Genomic DNA, 14,435 nt, shown 5'->3' on the forward strand with positions numbered 1-14,435 from the left:
CATGTCGCTCACATCCGCACTTAATACCGCACAGAGCATATTCAATAGTACAGGCACGCAGAGCAGTGTCGTATCGAATAATATCTCGAATGCGGGCAACAAAGATTACGTGCGCCGGCAGGCGATGCTCACCACGTCCTTGAATGGTGCCCAGGTCGTCAAGATAGACCGGGCGCAGGAAGATGCGCTGCTGCGCCAGTACCTGAAGACATCCTCTCAAGACAGCGCCCAGCAGGCTTTGCTCGGCGGTCTCGAAGACCTCAAGTCGATCATGGGTGGCAACGACTACGAAACGTCGCCATCCACCTATCTCGGTGTTTTCCAGCAGAAGCTTCAAGCTTTCCGCACGACGCCGGGCAGCACTGTCGCCGCCCAGGGCGCCATCACCGCCGCCCAGGATGTCGCCAACTCCCTGAACAATGCCTCGCAATCCGTTCAGGACGTCCGCGCCACCGCCGACAAGCAGATCGCCACCGACGTCGATAAGCTGAATACGCTCCTCAGTGACTTCGAGAAGGCCAACAATGCGGTGAAGACCGCCACGGCCTCGGGGACGGATGCATCCGGCGCCCTCGACGAACGCGAGAAGGCTCTCAAGCAGATTTCGCAGATCGTCGGCGTCAACGCGACGACACGCGATAATAACGACATGGTGCTGAGCACGTCTGACGGGACGATCCTCTTCGAGACGGTTCCGCGCACCGTGACGTTCAAGTCTCAGGATATCTATACCGCCACCACTGTCGGCAATTCGGTTTATGTCGACGGTGTGGCCCTTCCGCGCGGTAGCGGATCAACGACGACAGGGCAGGGGAGCCTCCAGTCTCTCCTCCAGGTCCGCGACGAAATCGCCCCGAACTTCCAGAAGCAGCTCGACGAAATTGCCCGCGGCCTGGTCTCGCTCTTCAAGGAGCAGAACACGGTGGCCGGCCCGGCCTATGTGCCAGGCCTCTTCACCTGGAGCGGCGGCACCGTCGATACGGGCGGCACTGCTGTTGCCGGCATGGCGTCGACCATCACCGTCAGCAGCCGTGTGATCACCGCGCAGGGCGGCGATCCGATGCGCCTGCGCGATGGCGGCATCAATGCGACCGGTCTCGTCCTGAATACTACCGGCCTTAGTGGTTATACGACCGAACTCGATCGTCTTTATACCGCATTGGGCTCCGACATTGATTTTGACCCGGCAACGGGAACGACAGTCGGTTTCGACGCTACGACGGGCATCGATTCAAACGTCAGCATCATGGAATTCGCCACGAATTCCCTCGGCTGGCTCGAACAGTACCGCAGCAATGCCACGACGGCGGCGGAGAACACCTCGGCGGCGTTGTCGCGTTCCGACGAAGCCTATTCCAACGAGACCGGCGTCAACCTCGACGAGGAACTGACGCTGCTCCTCGACATAGAGCAGTCCTACAAGGCGGCGACCAAGATCCTGAACGCCGTTGACGAAATGTTGAAGTCATTGCTGGATATTGCGAGTTAAGCCATGAAGAGCTCATTTATTTCAAGTTCGGCCATTCAAAACGCGATGCGGTTGACGATCCGTCAGGCGCAGAACCAGATGACAAAGGCAACGATGGAGGCGACGACGGGAGTCTATGCGGATATCGGTGTCTCGCTCGGCGGCAACGCCTCCAGGAGCGTGGACTTCAGCCGCGAGGTCGACAGGATAGCCTCGATCAAATCAAGCAATTCGCTTGTCACCGCACGCATGGAATCCTCACAGCTCGGCCTTTCCAAGATGAAGGACGTCGGCGACGGCCTCGTTTCGAAGCTGACGGCGCTCCAGGGCAGCCATGATCCGGGCAGCATCACCGTCGCCATCCAGTCGGCGACCAGCGCCTTGTCCACGATGATGGACACCGCCAATACCATGGTGAACGGCGAATATCTGTTCTCGGGCATTAACACCGACGTGCAGCCGCTGACCGACAAGACGACCGCGACGAGCGCAGCCATCGTCACGCAGTTGAATGCCTACGCCGCCGCTCTTGTCCCGCCGAAGGCGGTCAGTGACCTCACCGGCGCCGAAATGGAGACCTTCATCACCACGACGGTAGAGCCGATGTTCAACCAGGCGGCCTGGACCAACTCGACGACCGGCTGGTCGCAGGCATCGAGCCAGAACATGACGAGCCGCATCAGCAACTCGGAAGTGATCGAATCCTCGACCAACGCCAATTCCGAGGGCATGCGCTACTTCGCGCTCGCCTCGGTGATGACCTCGGCGCTGTTGGGCCAGAACCTCAGCAGCGATGCGATGAGCACGGTGTCCAAGCAGGCGATCAGCTATACGACGAAGGCGACCAGCGGCCTCGTGACGCAGGCAAGCCAGCTCGGCCTTTCCCAGGAGCGCGTCAAGAAGTCCAACGATGCCCTCGACGCCCAGTCGAACATCATCAAGAACAAGCTGGTCGATCTCCAGGGTGTCGATCCCTACGAAGCCTCGACCCTCGTCAAGACTTTGGAAACGCAGCTTGAAACCGCTTACACGATCGTCTCGAAAATCCAGCAGTTGAGTCTTGTAAATTACCTTTGATGAGCAAAGGCGCGCAATAAAGAAGGATGCATGAATGTATCAGTTCTCATATGCCGAAGTCATGCAGGACTCGGTGGCCGACGCGAAAGAGCGGGAATGGCAGGTTCTTGACCGGTCCATAGACCTGCTGTCGTTGGCGCGCGAAAAGGAAAAATACGGCCGCGAAGCCATTGAAGCCCTGTTTTATACACGCCGGGTGTGGATCAGCTTCATCGAGGATCTGAAACACCCCGACAACCAGCTGGAGATCGAGCTCAGGGCCAACCTCATCTCGATCGCGATCTGGATCTTGAAGGAATGTGACAGGATCAGAAAACGTCAGTCCAATAACTACCAGGGCATCATCGACGTTACCACCATCATCAGGGATGGACTTAAATGAAAAGTACACTTCGAATTTCTCTGAAAGCCGGAGAAAGAATCTTCATCAACGGCGCCGTCCTGCGCGTCGACCGCAAGGTCGCGCTGGAATTCCTGAATGATGTGACGTTCCTTCTCGAAAACCACGTCCTCCAACCGGAGGGCGCCACGACGCCGCTGCGTCAGCTCTATTTCATCGCGCAGATGATCCTCATCAACCCTGAGGGCAAGGACCACTCGACGGCGATGTTCCGCAAGTCGATCACCATGCTGCTCTCCTGCTTCAAGAACGAGGAGATCCTCGCCGAACTGAAGCGCATTGATGCGCTCGTCTCGACGGGCCGCGCCTTCGATGCGCTCAAGGCGATCCGTGGCCTCTACACGATCGAAGACAGTATTCTCAACAACCACGAAATGCCGCCGACAATGGTCGAGCAGATTCGCAGGGAGATTGCACCATGGCGGTAGATGCCACATCAAGCGTGAGCACGACGGGCACTTCGAACTCGACGAACTCGGCTCAGCAGAAGGCAACGCTGAATTACGACAATTTCCTTCAGTTGCTCATCGCGCAGATGAAGAACCAGGATCCGACGGATCCGGTCGACGCCAGCGAGCAGATGTCGCAGCTGGCGAGCTTCTCGCAGGTCGAACAGACGATCCAGACCAACACCAAGCTGGACACGCTGCTCGCAAGCTCGAGCCTCACCCAGGCCAGCAGCTACGTCGGCAAATACATGGAAAGCGCCGACGGCACCGTCAAAGGCACCATCGAATCCGTCAAGGTTTATTCCGACGGAATCATAGCGACGACCACGGCTGGCGGTAATATACTGGTGCAAGCGGGAATCACTGTTGCCGACAAGGCTCCCAGCAGCGATACCTGATACGACAGCGCTGCGCACCTTAGCGGCGCCGATGCGTCGAGTGATACCAACCAATGGTGGTCCGGCTGCGGCGGGGCTGCTTCAAGGCGATATGAGGTTGCCTTCGAATGAATGAAGCTGATGCATTGGATCTGTTCCAGGCGGCGATCTGGACCGTCCTGATTGCCGCGGGTCCCGCCGTCATCGTCGCGATGGCAGTGGGTCTCATCATTGCCTTGATCCAGGCGCTGACCCAGGTGCAGGAAGCGACGCTGACCTTCGTGCCGAAGATCGTCGCGGTGCTGATCACGGTCGGCGTCACCGCACCTTTCGCCGGCTCGCAGATCTCCATTTTCACCAATCTGGTCTTCTCGCGCATCCAGTCCGGCTTCTAGAGCAATTCCAGCAAAAGTGCGCAGCGGTTTTGCGTCCGGGATTGCGTAGAACCGCTCTGAGCCACCTTCGCGCAAGCTTCGCCATTTAACTCTCGATCCGAATTGGGCGGGCCGCATGTCCGCCTCCTCTCATGAAGAGACGGAATCGTCATGGCGCAACCACCTGCACTCCCCCTTCCAAAAGTCGCCCCGAGCCTGCGCGATGTCGGTTTTGCCCTTGGCATCATCGGCATTATCTGCATTCTCTTCCTGCCGATTCCGCCGTTCCTGATCGATATGGGACTGGCCTTCTCGATCGCCTTCTCGGTGCTGATCCTGATGGTCTCGCTGTGGATCCAGAAACCACTCGATTTCTCGTCTTTCCCGACCATTCTGCTGATCGCGACGATGACCCGGCTGGCGCTGAACATCGCGACGACACGCGTCATCCTGTCCCACGGCAATGAAGGCCATGAAGCAGCGGGCGGCGTCATCGCCGGTTTCGCAAGCCTGGTGATGTCCGGCGACTTCGTCATCGGTCTGATCGTCTTCCTGATCCTCATCACCATCAACTTCATCGTCATCACCAAGGGTGCCACGCGTATCGCCGAAGTCGGCGCGCGTTTCACCCTGGATGCCATCCCCGGCAAGCAGATGTCGATCGACGCCGACCTTTCAGCCGGCATCATCGACGAAAAGGAAGCCCAGCGCCGGCGCAAGGAACTCGAGGAAGAAAGCTCCTTCTTCGGTGCGATGGACGGTGCGTCGAAGTTCGTGCGCGGCGATGCCGTCGCCGGCCTCATCATTACCTGCATCAACGTCTTCGGCGGCATCATCATCGGCTACTTCCGCCACGGCATGCCGATCGGCGAAGCGGCCGACGTCTTCGTCAAGCTCTCCGTCGGCGACGGCCTCGTCTCGCAGATGCCGGCCCTGATCGTTTCGCTCGCCGCCGGCCTTCTCGTCTCTCGCGGCGGCACCGTCGGCTCCACCGACCAGGCGGTCGTCAACCAGTTGAGCGGATATCCCCGCGCGCTTTCCGTCTCGGCCGTGCTGATGTTCGTCCTGGCCCTGATGCCGGGCCTGCCGTTTGTCCCCTTCGTGGTCCTCGGCGGACTTCTCGCCTTCGGCGCCTGGTTCATCCCGCGTCAGGTCGAAGCTGAAAACAAGCTTCGCCGCGAGCAGGAGGAAAAGAAGGTCGTCCAGAACAAGGAGCTGGAAAAGGATTCGGTCAAGTCGGTGCTGCGCACCTCGGAGATCGAGCTCGCACTTGGCAAGATGGTCTCGACGCGCCTGCTCGGCGCCCATCAGGAGCTCGCCTTCCGTGTCGGCAAGATGCGCAAGAAGTTCGCCACGCAATACGGTTTCGTCGTACCCGAGATCAAGGTGACCGACGATATCGCCATCGCCGAGAAGTCCTATCAGATCCGCATCCACGGCACGACGGTCGCCTCCAACCTGCTTCGCGTCGGCGAAGTCCTCGTCGTGACCGGCGCCGGGCGCCGGCCGAGCATTCCCGGCGACGAAATCCGTGAACCCGCTTTCGGTATGCCTGCCGTCTCGATCCTCGAAAACTTCGCCGACGATCTGAAACGCGAGGGCTTCCAGCCGATCGACAACGTCTCCGTCGTGCTGACCCATATGAGCGAGGTCATCCGCAACAACCTGCCGCAGCTTCTGTCCTACAAGGACGTGAAGGTGCTGATCGATCGGCTCGATCCCGAATACAAGAAGCTTGCCGACGAGATCTGCTCGTCGCACATGTCCTATTCGGGCCTGCAGGCGGTGCTCAAGCTGCTGCTTGCCGAGCGCGTCTCGATCCGCAACCTGCATCTCATCCTCGAAGCGGTGGCCGAGCTCGCCCCGCATGTCAGGAAGACCGAGCAGATCGTCGAGCATGTCCGCATCCGCATGGCCCAGCAGCTCTGCGGCGACCTGGCCGACAACGGCGTGCTGCGCGTCCTGCGGCTGGGCAGCAAATGGGATCTGGCTTTCCACCAGGCGCTGAAGCGCGACGCCAAGGGCGAGGTGATCGAATTCGACATCGATCCGCGCAGCCTGGAAGAGTTCAGCGAGCAGGCCACCAAAGTTATCCGTGAGTTCATGGATCGCGGCCTGCCATTCGCCCTTGTCACGTCGCCGGAAACACGCTCCTATGTGCGCATGATCATTGAACGGCTGTTCGCCACGCTCCCGGTCCTGTCGCATGTCGAACTGGCCAAGGGCATCGAGATAAAGATTTTGGGCTCTATTTCATGATAACAGACCCGCAAGGGACCGTTCTCGCGCTGTTTCTGGTTTTCTGCCGGATCGGTGGCTGTGTGCTGGCTCTTCCGGGTTTTTCCTCGGCGCGCGTGCCCGAACAGCTGCGCGTCTTCATCGCCGGCGCACTCTCGATCGCTGTCATGCCGCTGCTCTGGGACACCGTCTACCCGGCCGTTCACACAAGCTCGGGAACCTATATCGGCCTGATCTTCAGCGAATCGCTGATCGGCGTGATGTACGGCATGCTGGCGAGGATCTACACGATCGGCATGCAGTTCGCCGCGACGATCATCGCGATGATGGTCGGCTACACTCAGCCGGGTTCCGCCGACATCCTCGAAGACACGCCGGAGACCAGCCTTTCCGGCTTCATTACCTTTGCCGGCATCATGATTCTCTTCATCATGGATTTCCATCACATCGTCTTCCGCGCGCTGATCGATTCCTACACGACCATGCCTTTCGGCGGCCTGATGCAGATGCGCGCGACGCTGATCTCCTTCACCGACACGCTGGAGCAGACCACCTACATCATGCTGCGGCTGTCGAGCCCGTTTTTGATCTACGGCATGATCTTCAACGTCTCGATCGGTTTCATCAACAAGCTGGCGCCGCAGATCCCGGTCTACTTCATTTCCACGCCCTATCTGCTGATGGGCGGGCTCTTCCTGATCTATTTCTCGATTGCGGCGTTGCTCAGCCAGTTCGGCCAGTCCTTCGGCTCGATCTATATCGGGCGATGAGGCTGATATGATCGAAAAGAAGCGCTCCCAGAAGCTCAAGCGACTGCTCTCGGTGCAGCGGCATATCGAACGAATGGCCGAGAACGACCTGGCCGAAACCAGCCGTCAGCGTGTCGAGGTCAATGCGGCGATGGACGACGTCATCATCGCGCTCGGCTCGATGGACCCCGTCCACCACGCATTCTCGCAGAATTACGCCGACCGATTCGGCAGGCTCAGCATCAAGGACCAGCAGCTGACCGGCATGCAGCAGATCCACGAGATGCGACTGGCGCGCGAGCGCGCCAAGGGCGACCGCTTTGAAGAGGGCATGCAGGAAGCCCTCGACGCCGAGCGCCGCGAGGCCGATGACAACGCCGTCTACGATGTCATCGACCAGCAATTCGCAACGCCAGCCTCCAGCAAGCTTCAAAAACCATAGTCGTTACGATCTTAAATTCAGAGGATTGTAACGTGGCTATTTCGCCCCCCAGTGATCTGGTCCTGGACGTTGTCAAAGCTGCCGACCCCATGGAGGTTCAGGCGGCCCAGGAAAAGTTGAAGGCAAATCGTGCGGCCTTTGCCGCAACGAGTCTCGCCGAGAATGGCAAGGGCTTCTCCAATACGGTCGACGTTCTCGACCATATCGGCCAGAAGAGCGGCCTCGCCAACATCCAGAACCGCACCAAGGCCGAGGAAGTTCCGGAAAGCTACCGGAAGTTCGAAGCCATGGTCCTGCAGAATTTCGTCAAGTCCATGCTGCCGAGCGAAAGCGAAGATGTCTACGGCAAGGGCGCGACCGGCGATATCTGGAAAGGGATGATGGCCGAACAGCTCGGCAACACCATGGCCAAGGGTGACGGCATCGGTATTGCCAAGCAGATGTACAGCGAGCAGTTGCGCCGGCAGGAAGGCAAGATCGTCAATGCCTCGACCGATGACGATGACCGCAACACCGCGCTTAGCATGATCGATGACTTCCAGCGCAAGACTTTTGGCACGCCGACCGCCGAAGCCAAGTCCGATAGAACAGGATGACTTTAGGCCCGTTGGCCTAAAATCTGAATCTTATTCTCAATTAAATAGTTAGAGCATGATGTCGTCCGAAAACCGCGCACGGCATCATGCTCTAAGCGACGCATAACCGGGGGTACAATGGAAATAGTTTCGAACGAATACAGGATCAAATCCGTTCTCGGACGCCTCGAAATGATCATCGACAATGAGAACACCCGGATCGGCAACGATCCGCAGTTCGATCTCAAGGTCTCCAATGCACATAAGAGCCGCTGCCTCTACGAGCTGTCGATGCTTTTCCGCGACACCGATCCGGCCGAGCTTGCCGCTGCCCATCTCGATCAGCTGCACGGCTTGAAGAAGAAACTGGTTCTCAATGCCCGTCGCGTCGAGGCGCATCTCGAAGCGGTTCGCGCCGTGGCCGACCTCCTGAAGAACGCAGTTCAGGACGCCGATGCCGACGGCACCTATTCCCAGGAACAATTCGCCGCGCGTGGAAACTGATGATCAAGCTCGTCCTCACCGGTGTCTGGGTTTGCGCCATCACCTTGGCATCGGTCTATTTCTCGGTGTACCTGGCGACCGCGCCGGCGCCGGCGGCAACGGATTCCAAGCAGAGCGCGCTCGAACTGGTGAAGGGCGAAACGATCACGGTACCGATCATCGGTAACGGTGCGATCACCGGTTACTTCCTCGGCCGCGTTTCGTTCATGATGAACAAGGACATGCTGAAAGGCGTGACATTGCCGCTGAGCGAGATGACGACGGACGAGCTTTTCAGCCTGCTTGTCGGCAACAAGATGGTCGATATCGCCCACATCAAATCCTTCGATCCGAACGCCTTCCGCGAGGAGATCAAGAAGGGCATGAACGAGCGTTTGGGTGGCGAATACGTCGCCGAAGTGATGCTGGAGCAGCTCGACTATCTCTCCAAGGAAGAGGTCAAGGAAAGCTCCGCCGGTCAGCCGAAGAAGGTGGGCACGCCCGTCAAGATCGTCGAGACCGTACCGGCCGGTGAGGCCCCGGCACCAGCGGCCCACTAAGGACCATCACATCATTGACGACAAACGGCGCCTGAGGGCGCCGTTTGTCGTTGGCGCGCGTGGTTAATAAACCACTTATGCGAGCATGGAAATTCAAGGAATTTTCCTAAGGGTTGTTTGAAACCGTCCTGTTATATCAGGTGTCACAGCTTGGCATGCGCCGCTTATCCGGGATCGGAGCGACGCGTCCCGGCGGGACGCGACCGGTCCTTTCGAGACCTCCGGTGCGGAAATATGGGCTTGTTTTCCGGGATGTCGGGCGCATGCAGCACCCTCGGCAGGAGGTAGGAATGAATCTGATTGCAAACTTCGCGGTGCTCGCATCGCGGCGGACGATCTTCGATCTGCCGGTCTGCGATCTCGGCTGGGACGACGCCCTCGTTTTCATCAACGAGCTGGCCTCCATTCCCGTCGGCCAGACCGTGGTTTGTTTCGTCAACGCCCACAACATGCTGACCACGCTGCGCGACGACGAATATTACCGAATCATGTCGCACAATCTGGTGCTGCCGGATGGCATCGGCCTCAACATCGCATCGCAGATCGCCCATGGTTCGCCGTTTCCGGCCAATCTGAACGGCACCGATTTCGTGCCGGCCTTCCTGACTTTCATGGAGGCCCCGCGCCGCATCGGCCTCATCGGCGGCAAGCGTTCGGTCGTCGAGGCGGCGGCGGAAAATTTCCGCAGGCACACGCCCTGGCACGAATTCGTCGTCGTTTCCGACGGTTACTTCGACAAGGTCGATCCCACTGATGTCATCGAGGAGCTCGAGCGCCAGAAGGTCGATATCCTGATCGTCGGCATGGGGACGCCGCTGCAGGAGAAGTGGGTTCACGATCATATTCGCACCGATCATGCGCGTCTGGTGTTGACGGTGGGCGCTCTCTTCGACTTCGTCTCAGGCGCCGTCCCACGCGCGCCGAGGACTGTGCGGATGATGCGCCTGGAATGGGCCTATCGCCTGCTGCAGGAGCCGGCGCGCCTCTGGCGCCGTTACGTCATCGGCATCCCGGTATTCCTCTTTCATGTCCTGCGCTATCGCTTCCGCCGGCGCGAAAGGATCCTCAGCTATCCGGAAGAGCACGGCAGCACGCTGCAGCCGCAGTCGGATCGCAAGAAGGCGAGCTGACCCACAGCGCCGCGTCTTTTGAGACGCGCAAAGGACGCTGCAGCACTTTAAATTGCGGCATAGTTTTGTCCTCAAATCGTTTCCGATTTAAGGGACTATGCTTAGTTCTTACCCGCTGCGGTTAACCATTTCTTTGCCATGAATGTTTAGAGTGGCTTAATCATCTGCGTCCGTGCGGATGAGCGAACTCGGCCATCATGTGCATGAGATGTGGCGCAAATGTACGATATCAGGGCCAGAAACAGCTTCCAGGATCGCGCAGCCGCAGGGCAGCGCCCCCTTGAGGATTCCTACGGGGCGCCCCGGTCGAGCCGGCCTGATATTGCGCCGCCCGAGACCGAATTGCTGCGCGCCATCGGCCGCGTGCTGGAGGAGCAGCGCGCCAGGGCGGCGCGCACCGCACCGCTGGTCGACCGCATCGAAACCATCCTCGGCAACCGCCTCCGGGCCGCCAACGACGTCGGCCATCCGCTTCTTCAGGAGCCGGCGGGCGATGAAGAGCTGAGCGTTCCGGCCGACGGACCGATGATCTCACCGGAACCGCTGGCCGCGATCCGTGAAGAACCCGCCGAGCCCCGGCCGGTGCCGCGCCGCCGTGTCGGCGGCATTGGTCTTGCGACGATGGTCGCGGCCGCGACGATCATCAGTGCGGGCCTCCCGGCGCTGATGCCGGCTTCGCCGGCCCTTTACCGCGCCGAAACGACGCTTTCCGTGAAGGCGGATGCCGCAAGCCGCGCTGCCTTCACCCAGGCTGCTGCGAAAGGGCTGTTGTCGGCGCGCATGGTTGCTTCGACGGTTGCCGCCCTGAAACTCGATCATGATCCCGAATTTGCCGGCGCCAGCGCCAATGCGCTCGGCGTCGCGCTCGATCTCCTCTCGGCGACCGGTGCTGCCGCCGATCCGGCCTCGCGCGCCGAGGCGACGCTGAAGCATGCGGTCGAGATACTGCCCGATGCCGCGACAGGCACGATCCTCGTCAGGGTGACGACCGGCGACAGCGGCAAATCCATGCGCATCGCCGCCAGGCTTGCCGAAGCGGTTTCCGCAGCAGACGGCCCTGGCGGCAACGCCGAAACCGATGCCGCCTTGCGTAAAACCTATGACGAGGCCAAGGCGGAGCTTGCCGCTTTCACGGCAAAGAGCGGCGAGGGCAACGTCAAGGTGGCGATTGATCTTCGCCGCCAGATCGACCAGCTCGATGCCGATCTGAACGCGGCCGACCAGAATATTCTTGCCGCCAAGGCGCAGACCGACCGGCTGAAGGCCGCAAAACTTGCCGAGGTGCTCGATGGTTCGTTGCCCTCCGATATGCTCTCGCCGGCGCTCCAGGACTGGCGCGACAAATATGCCGTCGCCAAAACGGCGCTTGCGCAGGTTTCCGCCGAGCTTGGCCCGCGCCATCCGCGCCTCTTGCAGCAGCAGGCCGAAACTGATGGTCTGAAGGAGAATATGGGCAAGGAGCTTGCCCGTCTTGCCCAGACTGCCAACCTCGCCGCCAAGGCCGCCGTCGATGCGCGCAAGGGTCTCAATGACCGCCGCAACACGCTGATCGCCCAGAGCCGGGACACCGGCGTCGATTTGTCACGCCTGACCGAACTGCGCGAAAAGGCCAATGCCGCGCGCTCGCGGCTGGAAGAGGCGACGTCCGCAGCTGTGGGAACGGCCGCTGACGGTCGTGTCGTTCTCCTGAAGCCGGCACTGGCGACGGCGGTATCGGCAACGGATGGCCGCATCGGTCGCTCGCTGATGGGTGCCGCCGCGGGTCTTGCTGTCGGTCTTGCCGCGGCTTTCCTGCTGCGCCTGCGTCGGCCGGTCGCCGATCCTGCAAGGGAGAAAATGCCGGTATCCCCGCTGCAGACCCCACTGCCGCCGACGTTCGCACAGGACCCCGCGCCAGTCGACGAGATGGAGGTGCTGCGCTCCGAAATCTCCGGCCTGCGCGACCGGCTTCGTGTTCATGCGCTCGAAGCGCGGCAGCCGCTGCGTTGAACGAACATTTCCTTGCATTTTTGATATTGCGTTGCCGCTTTCCGACAGGATAGGGCGTTAGCGGGCATTTGACGCTCGTCAACTATCCATAGATTGACGCGAAACAGGGCGGAGAGACGCGTGACGACAGTAATCGACGGCAAGAACGTAGCAGCATCGGTCATTCAGACGGTCAAGAGTGCGACGGCAGCGCTGGAAAAGAGCAGCGGCGTCACCACCGGCCTTGCGGTCGTCATCGTCGGCGACGATCCGGCAAGCCACGCCTATGTCGGCTCCAAGAGCCGCATGGCCAAGGAATGCGGCTTTAAGTCCGTCCAGCACACGTTGCCGGCCGAGACGAAGCAGGAAGAGCTGGCAGCTCTCGTCGCCACCCTCAATGCCGATCCGTCGATCCACGGCATCCTGGTGCAACTGCCCCTGCCGAAGCCGCTCGACAGCGAGGCGATCATCCAGTCGATCCTGCCGGAAAAGGATGTCGATGGCCTGAGCGTCGTCAATGCCGGCAAGCTCGCCACCGGCGACCTGAAGACCGGACTGGTCTCCTGCACGCCGGCCGGCGCTATGGTTTTCGTCCGCCGCACCCATGGCGAGGATCTCTCCGGCCTCAACGCCGTCGTCATCGGCCGCTCCAACCTGTTCGGAAAGCCGATGGCGCAATTGCTGCTCAACGCCAATGCGACCGTGACGATCGCTCATTCCAGGACCAAGAATCTCGCCGAGGTCTGCCGCAACGCCGATATCCTGGTGGCCGCCGTCGGCCGGCCGGAGATGGTCAGGGCCGATTGGGTCAAATCAGGTGCGACGGTCATCGACGTCGGCATCAACCGGGTGCCAGCCCCCGAAAGAGGCGAGGGCAAGACCCGGCTCGTCGGCGACGTCGCCTTCGAAGAGGTCTCCGCGGTCGCCAGCACCATCACCCCGGTTCCCGGCGGCGTCGGGCCGATGACCATCGCCATGCTGATGGCCAACACCGTCATCGCCGCCCATCGCACGGCAGGGCAGACACCGCCGCAGTTTTGATTAGACCAGAAAGGCTCTAGGCCTGGGGAACAGGACCGGTCGAGGCTCTGACGATCAGCTCGGTCTTCCAGAGCTCCTGGTCGGGGAAGGGGCCGGCCTGCTTGACCGTGCCGATCAGCCGCTGCGCGATGCGAACGCCGGCCGCCCGCAATGACGAGCGTGTCGTCGTCAGCGGCACGGAAAAGCTTTCCGGTTTGAGCAGCGGCAGCACGTCGTCATGGGCGATCAGCGAGATATCCTCGCCGAGCCGCAATCCGGCCTGGTTGACCGCGCGGATCGCGCCGAGCGCCAGCACCGTGCTGGAGCAGAGGATCGCCGTCGGCCGCTCAGGCAATCGCAGGAAGTGTTCCATCGCCAGCAGCCCTTGCTCGTCCGTCATCAGCGCGTGGCTCATGCAACCCTCATCGAGCGCAAGCCCGCGCTCGGCAAGGGCTGATATGACGCCGTTCTTCCTGCGGATGGCGAAATCGAGATGCATCGGTCCGTTCATCAGCGCAAAGCGCGTATGGCCGAGTTGCAGCAAGAGCCGCGTCGCATCGTAGAAGGCCCCTTCATTGTCGATGTCGAGATAGGGATAGTCCGGCTCCGAACCGAAGGAGCGGCCGTGCACGACATAGGGCATCGAGAGTGATTTCAGCATGGCGAGCCGCGGGTCGTGGCCGCGCATATAGGCGACGAACAGGGCATCGACATTGCCGCTGATGGCAAGGCGCCGCAGCGCCGCCACCTCGTCATCCGGGTCGGCCGGCATGATCACGAAGTGGAAATCGTGGCGTACGGCCTCTTCGCCGAGCCCGGCCAGGAATTCACCGAAATGCACGTCGGATTGGTGGCCGGGCGCCGTCGGCATGACGAGGCCGATCGAGCCTGCCTTGCCGGTCGCAAGCCGCTGCGCCGCCTTGTTGGGGCGGTACCCGGTTTCCTTGACAGCCTGGAGCACACGCTCCCGGGTCGCCTCGTTGACCTCGGGATAGCCGTTCAGCGCTCGGCTCACCGTCGTCTGCGACAGCCCCAGCAATTCCGATAGCTGCTTGAGATTCACCTGCTATGCTTCCTCCCAGCCCGCCCGTCCGCCGTCCTGAAAAGGCTTGCCGCCTCCCAGTG

General features: G+C 60.7%; 16 protein-coding genes. 15 read left to right on the forward strand and 1 reads right to left on the reverse strand.

Annotated elements, in window-relative coordinates; genetic code table 11:
* The first annotated feature begins 1 nt into the window (after position 1).
* From flgK to folD, 15 genes are all read left to right on the forward strand, one after another.
* Positions 2-1,489, forward strand: coding sequence for a flagellar hook-associated protein FlgK (gene flgK / locus U5G49_RS01825; protein ID WP_112905975.1), 1,488 nt, complete (start codon positions 2-4; stop codon positions 1,487-1,489).
* Positions 1,490-1,492: 3 nt separating this feature from the next.
* On the forward strand, positions 1,493-2,545 hold the full coding sequence (locus U5G49_RS01830) for a flagellar hook-associated family protein (RefSeq protein WP_193446816.1): 1,053 nt from the start codon (positions 1,493-1,495) through the stop codon (positions 2,543-2,545).
* Positions 2,546-2,579: 34 nt separating this feature from the next.
* Positions 2,580-2,927, forward strand: a complete 348-nt coding sequence (gene flaF / locus U5G49_RS01835) for a flagellar biosynthesis regulator FlaF (protein WP_003545562.1) — start codon at positions 2,580-2,582, stop codon at positions 2,925-2,927.
* Positions 2,924-3,373 carry a flagellar biosynthesis repressor FlbT gene (flbT, locus tag U5G49_RS01840; RefSeq protein WP_018244830.1) on the forward strand — a complete coding sequence of 150 codons (450 nt, stop codon included), beginning with the start codon at positions 2,924-2,926 and terminating at the stop codon, positions 3,371-3,373. Before flaF ends, flbT begins: the two co-directional genes overlap by 4 nt.
* Positions 3,364-3,792 (forward strand): flagellar hook assembly protein FlgD, encoded by a 429-nt coding sequence (gene flgD, locus U5G49_RS01845; RefSeq protein ID WP_193446817.1) that lies wholly within the window; start codon positions 3,364-3,366, stop codon positions 3,790-3,792. Before flbT ends, flgD begins: the two co-directional genes overlap by 10 nt.
* A gap of 107 nt (positions 3,793-3,899) precedes the next feature.
* Positions 3,900-4,166 carry a flagellar biosynthesis protein FliQ gene (fliQ, locus tag U5G49_RS01850; RefSeq protein ID WP_017967052.1) on the forward strand — a complete coding sequence of 89 codons (267 nt, stop codon included), beginning with the start codon at positions 3,900-3,902 and terminating at the stop codon, positions 4,164-4,166.
* A 150-nt stretch (positions 4,167-4,316) separates the two neighbouring features.
* On the forward strand, positions 4,317-6,404 hold the full coding sequence (gene flhA / locus U5G49_RS01855) for a flagellar biosynthesis protein FlhA (protein WP_018445802.1): 2,088 nt from the start codon (positions 4,317-4,319) through the stop codon (positions 6,402-6,404).
* On the forward strand, positions 6,401-7,153 hold the full coding sequence (gene fliR, locus U5G49_RS01860; RefSeq protein WP_018244833.1) for a flagellar biosynthetic protein FliR: 753 nt from the start codon (positions 6,401-6,403) through the stop codon (positions 7,151-7,153). Before flhA ends, fliR begins: the two co-directional genes overlap by 4 nt.
* A gap of 7 nt (positions 7,154-7,160) precedes the next feature.
* Positions 7,161-7,574, forward strand: a complete 414-nt coding sequence (locus tag U5G49_RS01865; RefSeq protein ID WP_018244834.1) for a hypothetical protein — start codon at positions 7,161-7,163, stop codon at positions 7,572-7,574.
* A gap of 32 nt (positions 7,575-7,606) precedes the next feature.
* Positions 7,607-8,170, forward strand: a complete 564-nt coding sequence (locus U5G49_RS01870; RefSeq protein ID WP_018244835.1) for a rod-binding protein — start codon at positions 7,607-7,609, stop codon at positions 8,168-8,170.
* 117 nt (positions 8,171-8,287) lie between these two features.
* Complete coding sequence (locus U5G49_RS01875; RefSeq protein WP_003556590.1) at positions 8,288-8,653, forward strand: hypothetical protein; 366 nt, start codon at positions 8,288-8,290, stop codon at positions 8,651-8,653.
* Positions 8,653-9,192: a hypothetical protein gene (locus tag U5G49_RS01880; protein WP_112905977.1), complete on the forward strand. Its 540-nt coding sequence runs from the start codon at positions 8,653-8,655 to the stop codon at positions 9,190-9,192. Before U5G49_RS01875 ends, U5G49_RS01880 begins: the two co-directional genes overlap by 1 nt.
* Before the next feature lie 290 nt (positions 9,193-9,482).
* Positions 9,483-10,322 (forward strand): WecB/TagA/CpsF family glycosyltransferase, encoded by an 840-nt coding sequence (locus U5G49_RS01885; protein WP_193446818.1) that lies wholly within the window; start codon positions 9,483-9,485, stop codon positions 10,320-10,322.
* Between the two features lie 219 nt (positions 10,323-10,541).
* Complete coding sequence (locus tag U5G49_RS01890; RefSeq protein WP_193446819.1) at positions 10,542-12,311, forward strand: GumC domain-containing protein; 1,770 nt, start codon at positions 10,542-10,544, stop codon at positions 12,309-12,311.
* 120 nt (positions 12,312-12,431) lie between these two features.
* Complete coding sequence (gene folD / locus U5G49_RS01895; RefSeq protein ID WP_018244838.1) at positions 12,432-13,331, forward strand: bifunctional methylenetetrahydrofolate dehydrogenase/methenyltetrahydrofolate cyclohydrolase FolD; 900 nt, start codon at positions 12,432-12,434, stop codon at positions 13,329-13,331.
* A gap of 16 nt (positions 13,332-13,347) precedes the next feature.
* Here folD and U5G49_RS01900 read toward each other — a convergent pair whose 3' ends face one another.
* Entirely contained in the window at positions 13,348-14,373 is a 1,026-nt protein-coding gene (locus tag U5G49_RS01900) for a LacI family DNA-binding transcriptional regulator (RefSeq protein ID WP_193446820.1), read from the reverse strand.
* Positions 14,374-14,435 lie beyond the last annotated feature (62 nt).

It is taken from the genome of Rhizobium indigoferae (genome assembly GCF_034554815.1).
In the GTDB taxonomy this organism is placed as follows: Bacteria; Pseudomonadota; Alphaproteobacteria; order Rhizobiales; family Rhizobiaceae; genus Rhizobium; species Rhizobium leguminosarum.

Excerpts from the sequence above, each read along its gene's own strand:
- U5G49_RS01880 (WP_112905977.1), top strand. The coding sequence starts at position 8,653 with ATGATCAAGCTCGTCCTCACCGGTGTCTGGGTTTGCGCCATCACCTTG.
- flbT (WP_018244830.1), top strand. The coding sequence starts at position 2,924 with ATGAAAAGTACACTTCGAATTTCTCTGAAAGCCGGAGAAAGAATCTTC.
- fliR (WP_018244833.1), top strand. The coding sequence starts at position 6,401 with ATGATAACAGACCCGCAAGGGACCGTTCTCGCGCTGTTTCTGGTTTTC.
- fliQ (WP_017967052.1), top strand. The coding sequence starts at position 3,900 with ATGAATGAAGCTGATGCATTGGATCTGTTCCAGGCGGCGATCTGGACC.
- flgD (WP_193446817.1), top strand. The coding sequence starts at position 3,364 with ATGGCGGTAGATGCCACATCAAGCGTGAGCACGACGGGCACTTCGAAC.
- flhA (WP_018445802.1), top strand. The coding sequence starts at position 4,317 with ATGGCGCAACCACCTGCACTCCCCCTTCCAAAAGTCGCCCCGAGCCTG.
- U5G49_RS01865 (WP_018244834.1), top strand. The coding sequence starts at position 7,161 with ATGATCGAAAAGAAGCGCTCCCAGAAGCTCAAGCGACTGCTCTCGGTG.
- flgK (WP_112905975.1), top strand. The coding sequence starts at position 2 with ATGTCGCTCACATCCGCACTTAATACCGCACAGAGCATATTCAATAGT.
- U5G49_RS01830 (WP_193446816.1), top strand. The coding sequence starts at position 1,493 with ATGAAGAGCTCATTTATTTCAAGTTCGGCCATTCAAAACGCGATGCGG.
- U5G49_RS01885 (WP_193446818.1), top strand. The coding sequence starts at position 9,483 with ATGAATCTGATTGCAAACTTCGCGGTGCTCGCATCGCGGCGGACGATC.
- U5G49_RS01890 (WP_193446819.1), top strand. The coding sequence starts at position 10,542 with ATGTACGATATCAGGGCCAGAAACAGCTTCCAGGATCGCGCAGCCGCA.
- U5G49_RS01875 (WP_003556590.1), top strand. The coding sequence starts at position 8,288 with ATGGAAATAGTTTCGAACGAATACAGGATCAAATCCGTTCTCGGACGC.
- flaF (WP_003545562.1), top strand. The coding sequence starts at position 2,580 with ATGTATCAGTTCTCATATGCCGAAGTCATGCAGGACTCGGTGGCCGAC.